Annotated in this window: 16 protein-coding genes; 14 read left to right on the top strand and 2 right to left on the bottom strand. The window is 31.9% G+C overall.

The window, feature by feature from the left end; all coding sequences use genetic code 11:
- Nucleotides 1-5 precede the first annotated feature (5 nt).
- The 8 genes from AC5SL4_RS06420 (at nt 6) to AC5SL4_RS06385 (ending at nt 8,427) form a co-directional block, all read left to right on the top strand.
- Nucleotides 6-1,169, top strand: a complete 1,164-nt coding sequence (locus tag AC5SL4_RS06420) for a pyridoxal phosphate-dependent aminotransferase (RefSeq protein ID WP_006997633.1) — start codon at nt 6-8, stop codon at nt 1,167-1,169.
- A gap of 5 nt (nt 1,170-1,174) precedes the next feature.
- On the top strand, nt 1,175-2,671 hold the full coding sequence (locus AC5SL4_RS06415; RefSeq protein ID WP_494587286.1) for an FAD-linked oxidase C-terminal domain-containing protein: 1,497 nt from the start codon (nt 1,175-1,177) through the stop codon (nt 2,669-2,671).
- The gene (locus AC5SL4_RS06410) at nt 2,637-3,905 is read left to right on the top strand and encodes an FAD-binding protein (protein ID WP_006997635.1); all 1,269 of its coding nucleotides are present in this window, start codon (nt 2,637-2,639) and stop codon (nt 3,903-3,905) included. The genes AC5SL4_RS06415 and AC5SL4_RS06410 overlap by 35 nt, the downstream gene beginning before the upstream one ends.
- Nucleotides 3,905-5,200: a glycolate oxidase subunit GlcF gene (gene glcF / locus AC5SL4_RS06405; RefSeq protein ID WP_006997636.1), complete on the top strand. Its 1,296-nt coding sequence runs from the start codon at nt 3,905-3,907 to the stop codon at nt 5,198-5,200. Before AC5SL4_RS06410 ends, glcF begins: the two co-directional genes overlap by 1 nt.
- Nucleotides 5,201-5,202: 2 nt before the next feature.
- Entirely contained in the window at nt 5,203-6,156 is a 954-nt protein-coding gene (locus tag AC5SL4_RS06400) for a 2-hydroxyacid dehydrogenase (protein ID WP_006997637.1), read from the top strand.
- A gap of 132 nt (nt 6,157-6,288) precedes the next feature.
- Nucleotides 6,289-7,575, top strand: coding sequence for a PQQ-dependent sugar dehydrogenase (locus AC5SL4_RS06395; protein ID WP_006997638.1), 1,287 nt, complete (start codon nt 6,289-6,291; stop codon nt 7,573-7,575).
- Nucleotides 7,576-7,645: 70 nt separating this feature from the next.
- A complete protein-coding gene (locus tag AC5SL4_RS06390; RefSeq protein WP_006997639.1) occupies nt 7,646-8,041 on the top strand; it encodes a hypothetical protein in 396 nt (131 codons plus the stop codon).
- A gap of 8 nt (nt 8,042-8,049) precedes the next feature.
- Nucleotides 8,050-8,427: a c-type cytochrome gene (locus tag AC5SL4_RS06385; RefSeq protein ID WP_006997640.1), complete on the top strand. Its 378-nt coding sequence runs from the start codon at nt 8,050-8,052 to the stop codon at nt 8,425-8,427.
- Nucleotides 8,428-8,436: 9 nt separating this feature from the next.
- Here the strand turns inward: AC5SL4_RS06385 and AC5SL4_RS06380 are convergent, their stop codons facing one another.
- Together AC5SL4_RS06380 and AC5SL4_RS06375 are read right to left on the bottom strand one after the other, a co-directional pair.
- On the bottom strand, nt 8,437-8,826 hold the full coding sequence (locus AC5SL4_RS06380; RefSeq protein ID WP_494573995.1) for a hypothetical protein: 390 nt from the start codon (nt 8,824-8,826) through the stop codon (nt 8,437-8,439).
- Nucleotides 8,827-8,837: 11 nt separating this feature from the next.
- Nucleotides 8,838-9,956: a HupE/UreJ family protein gene (locus AC5SL4_RS06375; protein WP_006997642.1), complete on the bottom strand. Its 1,119-nt coding sequence runs from the start codon at nt 9,954-9,956 to the stop codon at nt 8,838-8,840.
- 55 nt (nt 9,957-10,011) lie between these two features.
- Between AC5SL4_RS06375 and AC5SL4_RS06370 the strand changes: the two genes are divergently transcribed.
- The 6 genes from AC5SL4_RS06370 (at nt 10,012) to AC5SL4_RS06345 (ending at nt 15,627) form a co-directional block, all read left to right on the top strand.
- Nucleotides 10,012-10,758: a DUF4198 domain-containing protein gene (locus AC5SL4_RS06370; RefSeq protein ID WP_494574987.1), complete on the top strand. Its 747-nt coding sequence runs from the start codon at nt 10,012-10,014 to the stop codon at nt 10,756-10,758.
- 164 nt (nt 10,759-10,922) lie between these two features.
- Nucleotides 10,923-12,083 carry a TRAP transporter substrate-binding protein gene (locus tag AC5SL4_RS06365; RefSeq protein WP_006997644.1) on the top strand — a complete coding sequence of 387 codons (1,161 nt, stop codon included), beginning with the start codon at nt 10,923-10,925 and terminating at the stop codon, nt 12,081-12,083.
- A 91-nt stretch (nt 12,084-12,174) separates the two neighbouring features.
- Nucleotides 12,175-12,759, top strand: a complete 585-nt coding sequence (locus AC5SL4_RS06360) for a TRAP transporter small permease subunit (protein ID WP_011281580.1) — start codon at nt 12,175-12,177, stop codon at nt 12,757-12,759.
- Nucleotides 12,749-14,110, top strand: coding sequence for a TRAP transporter large permease (locus tag AC5SL4_RS06355; protein ID WP_494587285.1), 1,362 nt, complete (start codon nt 12,749-12,751; stop codon nt 14,108-14,110). The genes AC5SL4_RS06360 and AC5SL4_RS06355 overlap by 11 nt, the downstream gene beginning before the upstream one ends.
- Before the next feature lie 10 nt (nt 14,111-14,120).
- On the top strand, nt 14,121-15,458 hold the full coding sequence (locus AC5SL4_RS06350) for an amidase (protein ID WP_006997647.1): 1,338 nt from the start codon (nt 14,121-14,123) through the stop codon (nt 15,456-15,458).
- Complete coding sequence (locus AC5SL4_RS06345) at nt 15,448-15,627, top strand: hypothetical protein (protein ID WP_011281579.1); 180 nt, start codon at nt 15,448-15,450, stop codon at nt 15,625-15,627. The genes AC5SL4_RS06350 and AC5SL4_RS06345 overlap by 11 nt, the downstream gene beginning before the upstream one ends.
- Nucleotides 15,628-15,637 lie beyond the last annotated feature (10 nt).

Below are 15,637 nucleotides of genomic sequence, written 5' to 3'. Positions count from 1 at the left end.
TTATTATGAAATTAGCAAAAAATTTACAAAGACTAGGAACTGAATCTGCATTTAGTGTTTTAGCTGAAGCAAAAAAATTAGAAGCACAAGGCAAACCAATGATTCACTTAGGTCTAGGTCAGCCTGATTTTAAGACACCCCAACACGTAGTAGATGCTGCAAAAAAGGCATTAGATGAGGGTCATCATGGATATGTTTTATCAAACGGAATTTTAGAGTGCAGACAAGCTGTTACTAGAAAAATTAAAAAACTTTATAATAAGGATATTGACCCTGAAAGAGTATTGATAATGCCAGGTGGGAAACCAACAATGTATTATGCGATACAATGTTTTGGGGAGCCAGGTGCGGAAATTATACATCCAACACCAGCATTCCCAATATATGAATCAATGATTAATTACACAGGTTCAACTCCAGTCCCTTATGACTTAACAGAAGATAAAGATTTAAAATTTGATCCAGAAAAAATTCTATCTTTAATTACAGATAAAACTAGATTGTTAATATTAATTAACCCGAATAATCCAACGGGAAGTTTTGTTGAAAAATCTGCAATAGATGTTTTAGCAGAAGGGTTAAAAAAACATCCTCATGTAGCAATCCTAAGTGATGAAATTTATAGTAGACAAATTTATGATGGAAAAGAAATGCCAACATTTTTTAATTATCCTGATCTGCAAGATAGATTAATTGTTTTAGATGGTTGGAGTAAAGCTTATGCAATGACTGGATGGAGAATGGGATGGAGTGTGTGGCCAGAAGAATTAATACCACATGTAAATAAACTAATTATTAATAGTGTTTCATGTGTTAATGCTCCGTCACAATTTGCAGGAATTGCAGCTTTAGACGGACCAGATGATGCAATCCATGAAATGATGGTAAAATTTGATCAAAGAAGGAAATTGATTCACGAAGGTTTAAATAGTTTACCAGGTGTGGAATGCAGTTTACCAGGAGGAGCCTTTTATGCATTTCCTAAAGTTATTGGAACAGGAATGAATGGTTCAGAATTTGCAAAAAAATGTATGCATGAAGCAGGAGTAGCAATAGTTCCAGGAACAGCTTTTGGTAAAACTTGCCAAGATTACGTAAGATTTAGCTTTGCAGCTTCACAAGACAACATATCTAACGCATTGGAAAATATCAAAAAAATGCTAGGCTAAGACTAATGAGTGAATTAGTTCTGCCAAAGATTGACAAAGCAACGATCAATAAAAAAGAATATATTTTTAAAAATCTTGCCAAAATTATCAATCCAGAAAATGTTTTAAGTCATGCAGATGATATTAAACCATATGAAACTGATGCATTAGCAGCTTATACACAAACACCACTCGCTGTTGTGATGCCAGAAAACACTGAAGAAGTAAGTAACATTTTAAAGTTTTGTCACAAAGAAAATATTAAAGTTGTACCAAGAGGTGCTGGCACTGGTCTTTCAGGGGGAGCTCTACCTTTAAATGATGCAATTTTATTAAGTCTTGGAAAATTTAACAAAATTATAGAAATTGATTTTGAAAATAAATGTGTAGTAACCCAACCTGGTGTAACAAATTTAGGAATAACACATGCCGTACAACATAAAAATTTTTACTACGCACCAGACCCATCAAGTCAACTTGCATGCTCAATAGGGGGCAATGTTGCTGAAAATTCTGGAGGCGTTCATTCTCTAAAATATGGAACGACAACTAATAATATTTTAGGTGTTGAAATGGTAATGATGGATGGAACAGTTTGTAGAGTTGGTGGAAAAACTCTTGATCAAGAAGGGTATGATCTAATGGGATTAATTTGTGGTTCAGAAGGATTATTAGGAGTAATTACTGAAGTGACAGTAAAAATTTTAAAAAACCCTCAAGTAGTTAAAGCAGCGCTAATAGGCTTTCCTACAATTGAAGAAGGTGGAAATGCAGCATCGGAAATAATTTCAAGTGGAATTGTTCCAGCAGGTATGGAAATAATGGATAAAGCTTTGATAGAGGCAACAGATAATTTTAGTAAAGCAGGATATCCAAGAGATGCGGAACTTTTATTAATTGTAGAATTAGATGGAACCGAATCTGAGGTAGATGAATTATTAAAACAGGTGAGAAGTATTTGTGAAAAAAATAATTGCTCAAGTTTAAAATTAAGTAAAAATGAAAAAGAAAGACTATCATTTTGGGCAGGTAGAAAAGCAGCATTTCCAGCATGTGGAGCTATGGCACCAGATTATTATTGTATGGACGGATCTATACCAAGAGGAAAACTTGCGGAAGCTTTACTTGAAATAAAAAGACTTTCTGAAAAATATGAGTTGCCAGTAGCAAATTGTTTTCATGCAGGAGATGGAAATTTACATCCATTAATAATGTTTGATGGAAGTGATAAAGAACAACTGCGAAAAACAGAGGAATTTGGAGCCGAGATACTAAAGACGTGCGTTAGATTAGGGGGAGTGATCACTGGAGAACATGGGGTAGGAGTAGAAAAAAGAGAACTAATGTGTGAGATGTTTAATAATACAGATATTCAACAACAATTAGATATTAAAAAATCACTGGATGAAAAAAATTTACTAAACTCAGGAAAAGTTTATCCAATATTAAGAAAATGTGCAGAGGAAGGAAGGGTACATGTCCACAGAAATGAAGAAAAATTCCCAGATCTTCCAAGATTCTAATAATACTTATTATCCAGAAGATGAGCTGCAAGTTTCAAATCTAGTTCAGGAACTTTACAAAAAAAACCAACCAACAGAAATAATTGGCACAGGTTCAAAAAATTTTATTGGTAACAACATTCAATCTGCAAAAAAACTATCTATGTCTAAGTTGTCAGGTGTAATTGAGTATTTGCCTGAAGAACTATATATTAAGGTTAAAGCTAACACGCCATTAGAGTTAGTTGAAAAGGAGTTAGAAAAAAACAATCAAGAACTTGCTTTTGAGCCTATTGATTTTGGATTTATTGAAAATGGAAAATCAAATAAGGGCACCATAGCAGGCCATTTAGCTTGTAACTTTGCTGGCTCTCGAAGATTTAAAGTAGGAAGTTTAAGAGATCACATATTAGGTTTTAGAGGTGTGAATGGTAAAGGAGATATAATTAAATCAGGTGGGACAGTTGTAAAAAATGTTACAGGTTATGATCTATCAAAACTAGTAACAGGATCTTTTGGAACTTTAGTTGCTTTAACTGAAATAACATTGAAGGTTCTACCTAAAAAAAAATTATCTAATACAATTACTATACATACTGATGATAAAAAATTAGTTAAAAATTTATTTGATAAGATATCTAGTTCAAGCAGCGAAGTCTCTGGAGCTGTTTATATTCCTGAAGAACCCAAAGATGAAAATTATGACCAAAACAAAGAGATGGTCTTTAAATTTAATGACTTAAAATACAAAGGTTCATTTTTAGCGCTAAGAATAGAAGGAGATAAAATTTCAATAGATGAAAAATTAAAAGCTTTAACAAATGAACTGGAGCTTAGTAAGCTGAATACAACAGTTTTAGATGTTCATCAATCAACACCATTTTGGAAAAAAATAAATAATCTTGAAATATTCAAATCAACAAAGAATAACCTTTTAAGAGTAGTAGTGCCTCCTTCGAAAGGCCCTAAGTTGATGCAATTCTTAGGTAATAAGTATAAATATTACATTGATTGGTGTGGCTCATTATATTGGATAGAGGTTCAATCAAAGAAGAACTCTAAGGTTAGCGATATTAAAAAATTAACCAAGGAATTAGGTGGTTATTTAACTATCATAAAGACATCGGATGAATATGATTACGAAGAAACAATTTTTACAGTAGATGATACAAGACTTTTAATATCAGAAAAGATCAAAAAAAGTTTTGACCCTAAAAGAATTTTTAATCCTGGAAAAATGTATAGAGGAATTTAATGCAAACAAACTTTACTGAAAAACAATTAAAAGACAGTGACAACGCTGCAACAGAAAAAATTTTTAAAAAGTGTGTTCATTGTGGTTTTTGTAATGCAACTTGTCCAACCCATCAAATATTTGGTGACGAATTAGATGGACCGCGAGGAAGAATTTATTTGATTAAAGATATGTTGGAAAATCAAAAAAAGCCAACAGCAAAAACTGTAAAACATATAGATAGATGTTTATCTTGCTATAGCTGCATGACCACTTGTCCTGCTGGAGTGAATTACATGCACATCATTGATCATGGTAAAAAATATATTGAAAAAAACTATGAAAGATCTTTTTTTGATAGAACAATTAGAAATTTTTTATCAGTAGTGTTACCAAATACAGGATACTTCAGATTAGCAAGTTATATGGTTAAATTAGCTAAACCTTTTAAATTTTTAATGCCATTAAAAATAAAAGATATGATGAATTTGATGCCGACAAGTTTTCCAAAAAAAACCATAAAACAAAAAGAAATTTATTCCGCAACTGGTAAAAATAAAATTGCAAGAGTTGCTCTTTTAACTGGATGTGTTCAAAAAGAAATTTCTCCTCAAATTAATGAGGCAACAATCAGACTTTTAAATAGACATGGAGTTGAAGTAGTTGTGCCTAAAAAGATCAGATGTTGTGGATCATTAAATCATCATTTGGGAAAAGAAGATGACGCGCACCAAGATTTTAGAAATAATATTAATACTTGGTATGACGAACATCAAAAAGGAAATTTAGACGCTATTTTATCAAATACTTCTGGCTGTGGAACTACCATGAAAGACTATGGTTTCATTTTTAAAGATGATGAAGAAATGAAAAAGAAAGCAAAAGTGATTTCTGATTTAACAAAAGATGTTTCTGAATATTTAGATACTAATTTAAAATTAAATTTTAAAGTAAAAGATAAGAAGTACAAAATTGCTTATCATTCTGCATGTTCAATGCAACATGGACAAAAAGTACACAGTCAACCCATGTCATTACTTTCAAAAACAAATAATGAAATTATGGAAATTCCAGAAGGCCACATCTGTTGTGGATCTGCTGGAACTTATAATATTTTGCAAACTGAAATTGCTAAAGAACTATTAAGCAAAAAAGTAAAAAATATTGAAAGTTTGAAACCAGATTTTATATCAACTGGAAATATTGGTTGTATTACTCAAATTTCTAATGGAACGAAAACTCCAATTTTACATACCATTGAGATATTAGATTGGTATACTGGTGGCCCAAAACCAAAAATATTACAAAAAAACTAACTATGAAAAAAATTCTAATTACACGAAGATTGTTAAAAGAATCTGAAGACAAAGCTTCAAAAATGTTTGATGCAAAATTTAATGGCAATGATGAATTATATTCTCAATCAAAGCTTATCGAATTAAGTGAAGGTCATGATGCAATATTAACTTCTTTAACTGATAAAATGGATGAAGAGACCATAAACAAACTTCCAGACAGTATTAAGGTAATTTCTAATTTTGCAGTTGGATTTGGAAACATTGATTTAGAAGCAGCCAAAAAAAGAGGAATAGCTGTAACTAATACACCAGAGGTTTTATCTGATGCCACAGCTGAGATTGGAATTTTATTAATTCTTGGAGCATGTAGAAGAGTTCCAGAGGGCATTCAGGCTGCAAAAGAAAGTAGCTGGAAATGGTCTGCAGATTATTTGATAGGAAAGCAGTTAACTGGTACGAGGCTTGGAATTTTAGGAATGGGGAGAATAGGTCAAAAGATTGCAAAAATTGCAAAATCTTTAGGAATGATTATTCACTATCACAACAGATCAAAATTAAGTGACGAAAAAGAACAAGGTGCCATTTATCATGATAGCATTAAAAGTCTTTTTGGAGTTTCAGATGTATTGTCAATTTGTTGCCCCGCAACAAAAGAAACAGAAAATTTAATTAATAAAGAAACATTAGAATATTTTCCAACAGGTGCGGTTATAACAAATGTAGCTCGTGGAGACATTGTTGAAGATGAAGCTTTAATAGATGCATTAAATAGAAGAAAAATCTATGCAGCAGGACTTGATGTTTATAAAGGTGAACCAAATTTAAATTCAGGCTATCTGAAGATTAAAAGTGTTTTTATTTTGCCTCACCTTGGAAGTGCCACTAAGCACACAAGAATTGCTATGGCTAATCTAGCTATAGACAATATTGATGAGTTTTTCAAAACAGGAAATTGCAAAAATAAAGTTAATTAATACAACTTGGAATTGAAAGTTATTATTTTTTATAACGTTTATAGGAATTAATATAAATTTTACCTATTCACATTTGTTCTGTTTTGAGAGAAGCTTGATCATTGAATAATTAACAATAGAGGAGAGAAGAAAATGAAAAAAATACTTTCAACATTAAGTACTTTTTTGTTCGTAAGCTCAATTGCTACTTCTGTATTTGCTGCTGGTGATGAGGCAACAATTAAAAAGTTAAGTAGTATGTATAAATCAGGCGACGCTACACAAGCAATTGTAATTCCACAGGATACTAAATTTGCTGCAAATGTTAAAAAAAACATTTTGCCAAATATTAATTTGCCTGCTGGGTTTTCAATTAGTGTGTTTGCTATAGTACCTGATGCAAGACACATGGCTGTTGCAAGAAACAAAACAACAGTATGGATTGGAACAAGAAAAGATAAGGTTTGGCAAGCAACTGATAGAGACATGGATGATATTGCAGATACTGTAGAGCAGTTTGCTCCAACAGTTAAGTTTGATATCCCCAATGGTGTTTGTTTTAGTGATGATGGCCATTTGTATGTAGCAGAAAGAAACAGAGTTTTATGGTTCCCAGCTGCTGAATATTTTATGGAAAGTCCTGACACTGTAGCTGTACCGATTATTGATCAAGGTAATTTGATACCAGTTGAGGAGGAATCTTATAACCACACGGCTAGAGTTTGTGCTGTTAATAAAGCAGACAATAAACTTTATGTTAGTTTAGGTCAGCCTCACAACGTAGCTCCAGCTGATAAATTGGATTTATATCAAGAAACTGGAATTGGTGGAATGATTAGCTTTAATCGTTTCCCAGGAGACCTTGATAGAAAAGTTGTAGCAACAGGAATAAGAAATTCTGTTGGTCACGCTTTTAATCCTAAAGATGGATCTTTATGGTTTACTGATAACCAAGTTGACGGTATGGGAGATGAAACTCCTCCAGGTGAGCTAAACAGAATGCCTAAAATGGGCATGTGGTATGGTCACCCGTATACTGGTGGTGGAGAAGTTAGAACCAATGAGTATAAAGGACAAACAATTCCAAAAAAAGATGCTGATAGATATGTTAAGCCTCAAGTTGAGATGGTTGCACATGCTGCTGACTTAGGAATGATGTTTTATACTGGAAAACAGTTTCCAAAAAAATACCATAATGCAATTTTTAGTGCACAACATGGTTCATGGAATGCTGTAAAACCTAGAGGTGCTAGAGTTATGGTTACTTATCTAGACTCAAAAGGCAATGCTAAAAAGACAGAACCTTTTGCTGATGGTTGGATGACTGAAATGGGCACTTACTTAGGTAGACCAGTTGATGTTCAACAATACTTTGATGGCTCTATACTAGTGTCAGATGATAAAGCTGGAGTAGTATACAGAATCAAATACGAAGGTTAATAAAATATAAATTAGGGACCGGCTTAATCTCCGGTCCTTTTTTTTAAACAAAAATTTAAAGGAAACAATTATGATCAAAAAAATTTTAATAATTATATCATTTTTAGCAATTTGCACGGGAGTAAGCTTTGCAAATACAGATGAAAAAAAAGTATGCACAGGTTTTGGTACTTGGACAAAGGATGGAGAATATAAAATTGTAAGAAGTAAATGTATTACTGAAAAAGAATATCAGGCATCATTAAACGCTCCTGATTATCTGTGTAAATATTATCAAAAGTCTATTTGGAAAGAATCTGAAAGACCTTATGGAAAAAAACAGTATCAGTATACAGATTCAAGTTTAACAAAAATAAATGCCCTTAAAGATGAAGGTAAAGCCCTTTGTGATGCTGGAAAATTAAGGGATGGTGAAGCAAAACTTGTAGAAGCTATTAAAATTATTAGCCATACTCGGATGAATTAATAAAGAGTATGAAGAAATTAATTATATTAGCTATATTTTCTTTATCACTTTTGAGTACCCCTCAATTAGCTGCAGAAGTTAATTTAACGGAAACACTTAAAGCTGGTAAAGAAATTGCCCAAAATATTTGTTCTGGTTGTCATGGTGTGAGTGGTAAAGCCGAATCTGGTGGAAATTCTGGTGCAGTACCAAATATATATGCACAAGAAAGAGATTATCTAAAAATAAAGCTTAAAAATTATAAGTCTGCAAAATTACAACATCCTCAAATGACCATGATAGCTCAGATGCTATCAAACGAAGATATTGAAAATGTTTCAGAATGGTATTCAAGAATAAAAGTTAAAGTATTTGATCCAGAGATAGAATTATCAGAACCGAATTAAGTTAAGCAATTAAACTGTTTTTGGAAAACATACACCAACACCTATTTGTCCACCACCTTGTTTATTATAATAAGTATTAGAATATTTTGCATAACGAGTAATTTTATTAAACGTAAAAGTATTAATCATCTTTTCATTTAAAAAATGACCAACTAAAGCTTTTTCATTATTCAGGATAATTTCTAAAGAAAAAAGATATCTTTTTACTTCTTTATCAAAAATTTTAATCTCATCATTATTTGAAATATAAAAATCATAGTCTATAGTTTTTTGGCTCCATTCATTTTTGTCTGTCTCATAAAATTTAGTGTCCATTTTACAAAAATGTTCTAGTTTTTTTTCTTCTGTAAAAGAATTAAAAGGTAAAAAAAGTATAAACAATATAAAAAAATATTTCATATCAATTTTATTTAAAAGAATAATCTTTGAATAAACCAATAAAGACCAATGGATGCAATAATTAATGAAAGAGGTCTTGTAACTTTATTACGATACCATAATCTTTTTTGGAACAACAATGCTATAAAAACATAAGATAAAAAAATTACACTAATTTGCCCAAGTTCAACACCCACATTAAAAGAAATTAGACTTGAAATAAATAATCCATCTGAAATTCCAATTTCATTTAGAATACCAGCAAAACCCAAACCATGAAGTAATCCAAAAATAAAAATTATATAAGGTCTCGTTTTTTTTATATTTTCAGTAAATAAATTTTCAATAGCAATAAAACAAATAGATAAAGCTATAATAGGCTCCACAATAACAGATGGAATTTTAATTAAATTTAATACACCTAAAAATAAAGTAATTGTATGAGCCAATGTAAATATTGATACCTGTAGCAGTAAAGGTTTTATTTTGGGTGTTAACAAAAATAAGGCTAATACAAACAAGATATGATCTAAACCTTTGGGTATTATGTGTTTAAACCCTAAATGAGTGTATGATCTGATATTTTCAAAAAAATCTACTTCTTTTTTATTTTTAGGGTTAAACCAGTCTGATTTTTTACCAGTCGCGATTAGTTTTGAATATAAATCTTCATTATTAGGAGAATTAACTCGTAAAATAATTGATCCTAAATTTTTGTCCCAAAAAAATTTTAAGTCTTCATCCTTTATATTTTGAATATCAAAATCAACAATAGTATCCCTAGCAACGTTGGTATTTCCAACCCCAGGTATATCTATATTCAGTAGAACTAAGTTATAATTAGAGTTAGTTGATATTAAATAAATTTTGTTTTGAAGGTTTTTTATTTTAGAATTAAATTTTTCAAGCAACTCAACTGCACTCATATTTCTTAAGCTTTCATATTTATCAGATTGTTTAGATTCTTTCGTATTCGAGTGATTTATGTCTACTTCTGCAATAATAGCCTCAAGATTTAATCGGATTGATAAAGTGGCATTTGTGATATTGTCTTCTTCATAAATATTGAGATTTGCAATTGCTGGACGCAATTCATGAGCATAAGATGATTGTATGAAAAATAATAAAAATATAAATATCTTAAAAAACATTAACTTATTAAAGCAGATTTTTTATTTTTTTGCAGTCTTATTATTTATTACTTTTTTGAAATTTAATTCATACGCACATGAATTATGGCTTGAGCCAGTTAACTTTAAATTTAACAATAAGGAAGTATCGAAGATACATATTAATATAGGCCAAAATTTTATAGGTTCTCCGTTTGGCTATTATGAACCAAATAAAAAAAGCTTATATTTGGAAAATAAAAATAAAGTAATAAATTTACCTCAGAGAGATGGAAATTTTCCAGCTATCCAAACACTAATTTTAGATAAAGGTTTTCATATTTTAAATTATGAAACAAATTATGAATTCTTAAAATATGAGTCTATTGAAAAGTTTGAAGATTTCTTAAAAGAGCAAAATTTTGAAAGCACTTTAAACAAATTTGATAAAAATAAGCTGCCCACAGAGAGTTATCGAAGATTTGCAAAAGCATTAATGACAAATGGTAATAAAAGTTTTTTTATTCAAAAGCCAAAATTAGACTTTGAGATTATTGCTTTAACTTCACCATATAACTTAAAGGAGGAGATATTTGAGTTTCAACTATTTGAAAAGGGCAACCCTCTAGAAAACTGGCAAATTACTATCTTCAGTAGAGATGAGGAAAATAGCTACAAGGAAATTGTAAAAACAAACCCAAATGGAGTAGGAAAAATAAGGATTTTTGAAAATAGAACCTATTTATTGAGTGCAGTTAAGTTGGACAAAGCAAATTATATAGAAAAACTAAAATATAAATCAGACTGGTTTAGCTTGTGGGCAAGCTTAACATTTAAAAAATAATGCAATTTTAAGTTGTAGTTATAATAGTCGTACCATTGAATTAGCCTTATATAACAAGTGTTTTTTCAACAAAACTAAACACTATTCATTAGACTCTAATTTTATTTTGTGCTTAAAATGATACTAGTTAATTAACTAATATAAATAACAAGGAGAGAGAAATAATGATTAAAGAAAAAAAATCATTGAAGAATTCAACTTCTTCAAGACGTAAGTTCTTTAAGACTGCTGCTAAAGCTGGTGCTGTAGCTGCAGCAACTGTTGCAATGCCAAATATTGCAACTGCAGGATCTCACGCTACTGTATTAAAGATGCAAGCTGCTTGGCCTTCAGGCGCAAACATCTTTTTTGAAATGGCGCAAGACTACTGTAACATGGTTAGCGATATGTCAGGTGGATCACTTAAAATTGATCTTCAGCCTGTAAACGCAATTGTTAAAACTTCAGAAATCGGAGCGGCGGTAAGCGATGGAATCGTTGATATGGGTCACTGGGTGACTGCGTATTGGTACGGTAAAAACGCTGCAGCTTCACTTTTTGGAACTGGTCCTTCATACGGAATGTCATCTCAAGAAGTTATGGGATGGATGGAGTATGGTGGAGGAAGAAAATTATATGAAGAAGCAGTAGCTAGTGTTGGATATAACTACACTGGATTCTTTCATATGCCTATGCCAGCACAACCTTTTGGTTGGTTCAAAAAGAATGTAACTAAAGTATCTGATGTTAAAGGTATGAAGTATAGAACAGTTGGTCTAGCGACTAACGTTTTAACTGCTATGGGGATGGTCGTAAGACAATTACCAGGTGGTGAAATCCAACCAGCAATGAAAACTGGTTTGATCGATGCTGCTGAGTTTAACAACCCAACATCAGACTCACAGTTTGGAATGCAAGATGTCTCTAAACACTATCACTTAGGAAGTTTCCACCAATCTCAAGAGATGTTTGAAATTCCTATGAACACGAAGAGACTGAACAGCCTTTCACCTGCTCATCAAGCTATCTTGAAGAACGCTGCTTATGCTGCTAACTCAGATAACTACTTCAAAGCACTTGTTAGATATTCTGACAGTTTAGCTGATTTGATGAACACACATAAGGTTAACGTTTACCAAACATCTGATGCTATTTTAGCTGAACAGTTAAAAGGTTGGGATAAAGTTGTTGGAGAATTCTCTGGAAAAGATGCATTCTTCAAAAAAGTGGTAGACTCTCAAAAAGCATACGCTAAGAAAGTAATGAAGTACTTGCTGATGAATCAGCCTAATTACAAACTAGCTTATGAAAATGAGTTTGGACCAATTGGAAAAGTTAAAATCTAATTAACTTTTTAATAATTTAAGAAGGGGGTTTCGGCCCCCTTTTTTTATAGTACAGTTTTTAACAAAATTAGAGTATCCTATTCAAATCATGATGAGAGCCTACATAAAATTAGCTGACACGTTAAGCACTTCGATAGGTAAGGCTTTTTCTTGGTGTATAGTTATTTTGATGGGTGGAACTTGTTATGAAGTTATGATGGCCTATGTATTTAATAAGCCAACACTTTGGAATTTTGACTTTAGCATGCAGATGTATGGTGCAATATTAATGATGTCAGGTGCTTATTGTTTAGCAACTGAATCTCATGTTAGAGGAGATGTAATTTACAGATTATTTAAACCAAGAACACAAGGCTATATTGATTTAGTACTTTATTTTATTTTCTTTTTTCCTGGTGTCGTGTCTTTAGCATTTTATGGCTATGAATATGCTGCACTTGCTTGGAAGATAAAAGAAACTAGTTGGAGTAGCCCAGCACAAATTAATATTTATATGGTAAAATCCTTAATACCAGCTGCGGGAGTATTTTTAGTTATTCAGGGAATAGCCGAAGTATTTAGAGCAATTATTTGCATTAAAACTGGACATTGGCCAGCAAGAATGGTTGTTGCAGAAGAAACAGAACAAATTTTAATGAGAACAGCGCAGGACGAGGATCAAAAAGATGTTATTTAGTTTAACAAATCCAGAAGTTGCCATCTTCATGATGGGGATATTTTTATTTGCGGTGCTATTAGGTTTTCCAATTGCCTTCACTTTAATGGCCATGGGAATAGGTTTTGGATATTATGCTTATTACGATCCTGCTTTAATGGATCACATATTTGATAATAGGATATTTTCTTTATTTGTAAAAAATACTTATACCGTTATGGATAATAACGTGCTCACCGCCGTCCCACTATTTCTATTTATGGGGTATCTAGTTGAAAGAGCTGGAATTGTATCAAAATTATTTTTTGCAATAAGACTTGCAGCTCACAGATTGCCAGCTTCAATGGCAGTAGCTGCTCTAATAACATGTACTTTATTTTCTACAGCCACAGGAATTATTGGTGCCGTTGTAACCCTAATGGGTCTACTTGCTTGGCCTGCAATGGTTAAAGCAGGATATGATAAAAAATTTGCTTCAGGAGTAATTTGTGCGGGTGGATGTTTGGGTATTTTAATTCCACCTAGTATCATGTTAATTGTTTATTCAGTAATAGCTCAGTTATCTCCTTTGAGATTATTTGCTGCAGCAATTTTTCCAGGACTTTTACTTGCAGGACTTTATATAGTTTATGCAGTAGGTAGAGCTTGGCTCCAACCATCAATTGCACCTAAGCCAAGAGCAGAAGATATTCCGCCACGAGCTGAAATTTTAAAAGAAGTATTAGTTTCTTTTGTTCCTCTTTTTGGATTAATTATGTTAGTTCTTGGAACAATCTTAGCAGGTATAGCAACGCCAGCAGAGGCAGCAGCAGCAGGAGCATTTGGTGCTATATTGTTATCTTGGTTTTACAAAACACTTAAATGGCAAAGCTTTAAAGAATCTGTTTTTCTAACAGCAAAAACTACAGCAATGATTATGTGGTTATTCATTGGTTCTTGGACTTTTTCTTCTGTATTTTCTTATCTAGGTGGTCATGAAATTTTTGAACATTTTTTTACATCAATTGAAATATCAACTTGGCAATTTTTAATTATTACTCAAGTAATAATTTTTCTTTTAGGATGGCCATTAGAATGGACTGAAATTCTAATTATATTTGTTCCAATATTTTTACCCTTACTTGAGGTGTTTGATGTTAATCCATATTTCTTTGCAATGTTAATCGCTCTAAATTTACAAACATCATTTTTAACGCCTCCTATGGCCATGTCCGCTTATTACTTAAAGGGCGTTCAAAAGAAAAATGTTGAATTGATGGAAATATTTGCCGGAATTATGCCTTTCTTAGGAATAGTAATATTTGCTATGTTTCTTATGTATATGTTTCCAGGTATTGCTTTGTGGCTACCAGAAACGTTATTTGCAAACTAAATAATTTAAAATGTTAAATATATTTACTTTAACAACTAATAAATTAGTTGAGCACTTAAAATCGGGTCAGATTTCTTCAGTAGAGGTTTGTAATCAATATATTGAGAGAATTGAAAAATTTGAAAAAGATGTAAAGGCGTGGGAATATTTTGATAAAAAAAAGCTTTTAGAAAAAGCTGCTGAAGCAGATGAGTATAGAAAATCAGGAAAACCTCTTGGGTCTTTGCACGGTCTACCAATAGCAGTTAAAGATATAATAGGTACTTTTGAAATGCCTACAGAATGTGGCTCTCCTGTCAGAAAAAAAATGCCAAGCTCACAAGATTCTGAAGTTGTTAATCTACTTAAGATTGAGGGAGCAATAGTAATGGGAAAGACTGTAACTACTGAACTTGCATATTTTCACCCAGGCAAAACTACTAACCCACATGATAATTCAAGAACACCTGGAGGATCATCAAGTGGCTCTGCGGCTGTTATAGCAGCACATATGGCACCATTATCAATTGGATCACAAACTAACGGCTCAATTATTAGACCTGCTTCTTACTGTGGAGTTGTTGGTTATAAGCCCTCTTATGGGTTGATTTCACGAAGTGGAGTGATGAGACAATCTGATAAATTAGATCACATCGGAGTGTTCGGAAAAACGGTAGAAGATGTTGCCCTATTTGCAAAATCATTAATAAAAAAAGATTTATACGATCCATCAACTATTCATTATGCGGCAGATGAAATGTTAACTGTTTGTAAAAAAGGACCACTTTATGAGCCAAAATTTATTTTTTATAAAACAAAAAACTGGAAAAATATTGATAAAGAGTCACAAAAATCTTTTGAGTTCTTTATAAAAACTTTTAAAAAAAATATTGAAGTATTCGATACCCCTTCCTATTTTGATGATATTCCAAAATACCATAAAATAATTCATGAAACAGATATGGCAAATAATTTTCAAGGTTATTATAAAAAATCAAAAAAACATCTTTCTAAAGAAATGGTCAGTGCAATTGAAAGAGGACTAAAATACTCAGCCAAAGAATATGCTGAAGCGATAGATTTTATGAAGAGAAGTTATGAATCTTATAAAGAGGTTTTTGAAGATTATCATGGGGTGTTAACTCCATCATCAGCAGGGGTTGCACCTAAGGGTCTCAAGAGCACTGGAAGCCCTGAATTTTGTACTATTTGGACTTATATGGGTCTACCATCTATTTCATTACCTTTACTTGTTGGAGAAAATAATTTACCATTAGGTATACAGCTAATTGGAGACAAGCTAGATGATTTAAGATTTCTAGGTGTAGCTAACTGGCTAGAAAAAAATTGTAAAAAATATGCTAAATAAAATAACAACTCTAATCGGGTCAGGCCTTGCAACATTATTTCTTATTGGCCTTGCAACAACTTTAACTAGATCTTCGATGATAGGATTTTGGGATATATTGCCAGTGTTTATTTTAATGGCAGTAGCAATTTTTATGATGTTCTACGAAGCTTTTTTCGACAAGAATTAAATCTTCTTTT

The organism is Candidatus Pelagibacter sp. PS_02, from assembly GCF_059418065.1.
Note: the sequence above shows the minus strand (reverse complement) of the source record. Positions and strands in the feature narration are given on the sequence as shown.

Bases quoted from the DNA above. Each gene is read 5' to 3' on its own strand.
- AC5SL4_RS06420 (WP_006997633.1), top strand. From the start codon at position 6: ATGAAATTAGCAAAAAATTTACAAAGACTAGGAACTGAATCTGCATTT.
- AC5SL4_RS06415 (WP_494587286.1), top strand. From the start codon at position 1,175: ATGAGTGAATTAGTTCTGCCAAAGATTGACAAAGCAACGATCAATAAA.
- AC5SL4_RS06410 (WP_006997635.1), top strand. From the start codon at position 2,637: ATGAAGAAAAATTCCCAGATCTTCCAAGATTCTAATAATACTTATTAT.
- glcF (WP_006997636.1), top strand. From the start codon at position 3,905: ATGCAAACAAACTTTACTGAAAAACAATTAAAAGACAGTGACAACGCT.
- AC5SL4_RS06400 (WP_006997637.1), top strand. From the start codon at position 5,203: ATGAAAAAAATTCTAATTACACGAAGATTGTTAAAAGAATCTGAAGAC.
- AC5SL4_RS06395 (WP_006997638.1), top strand. From the start codon at position 6,289: ATGAAAAAAATACTTTCAACATTAAGTACTTTTTTGTTCGTAAGCTCA.
- AC5SL4_RS06390 (WP_006997639.1), top strand. From the start codon at position 7,646: ATGATCAAAAAAATTTTAATAATTATATCATTTTTAGCAATTTGCACG.
- AC5SL4_RS06385 (WP_006997640.1), top strand. From the start codon at position 8,050: ATGAAGAAATTAATTATATTAGCTATATTTTCTTTATCACTTTTGAGT.
- AC5SL4_RS06380 (WP_494573995.1), bottom strand. From the start codon at position 8,826: ATGAAATATTTTTTTATATTGTTTATACTTTTTTTACCTTTTAATTCT.
- AC5SL4_RS06375 (WP_006997642.1), bottom strand. From the start codon at position 9,956: ATGTTTTTTAAGATATTTATATTTTTATTATTTTTCATACAATCATCT.
- AC5SL4_RS06365 (WP_006997644.1), top strand. From the start codon at position 10,923: ATGATTAAAGAAAAAAAATCATTGAAGAATTCAACTTCTTCAAGACGT.
- AC5SL4_RS06360 (WP_011281580.1), top strand. From the start codon at position 12,175: ATGAGAGCCTACATAAAATTAGCTGACACGTTAAGCACTTCGATAGGT.
- AC5SL4_RS06355 (WP_494587285.1), top strand. From the start codon at position 12,749: ATGTTATTTAGTTTAACAAATCCAGAAGTTGCCATCTTCATGATGGGG.
- AC5SL4_RS06350 (WP_006997647.1), top strand. From the start codon at position 14,121: ATGTTAAATATATTTACTTTAACAACTAATAAATTAGTTGAGCACTTA.
- AC5SL4_RS06345 (WP_011281579.1), top strand. From the start codon at position 15,448: ATGCTAAATAAAATAACAACTCTAATCGGGTCAGGCCTTGCAACATTA.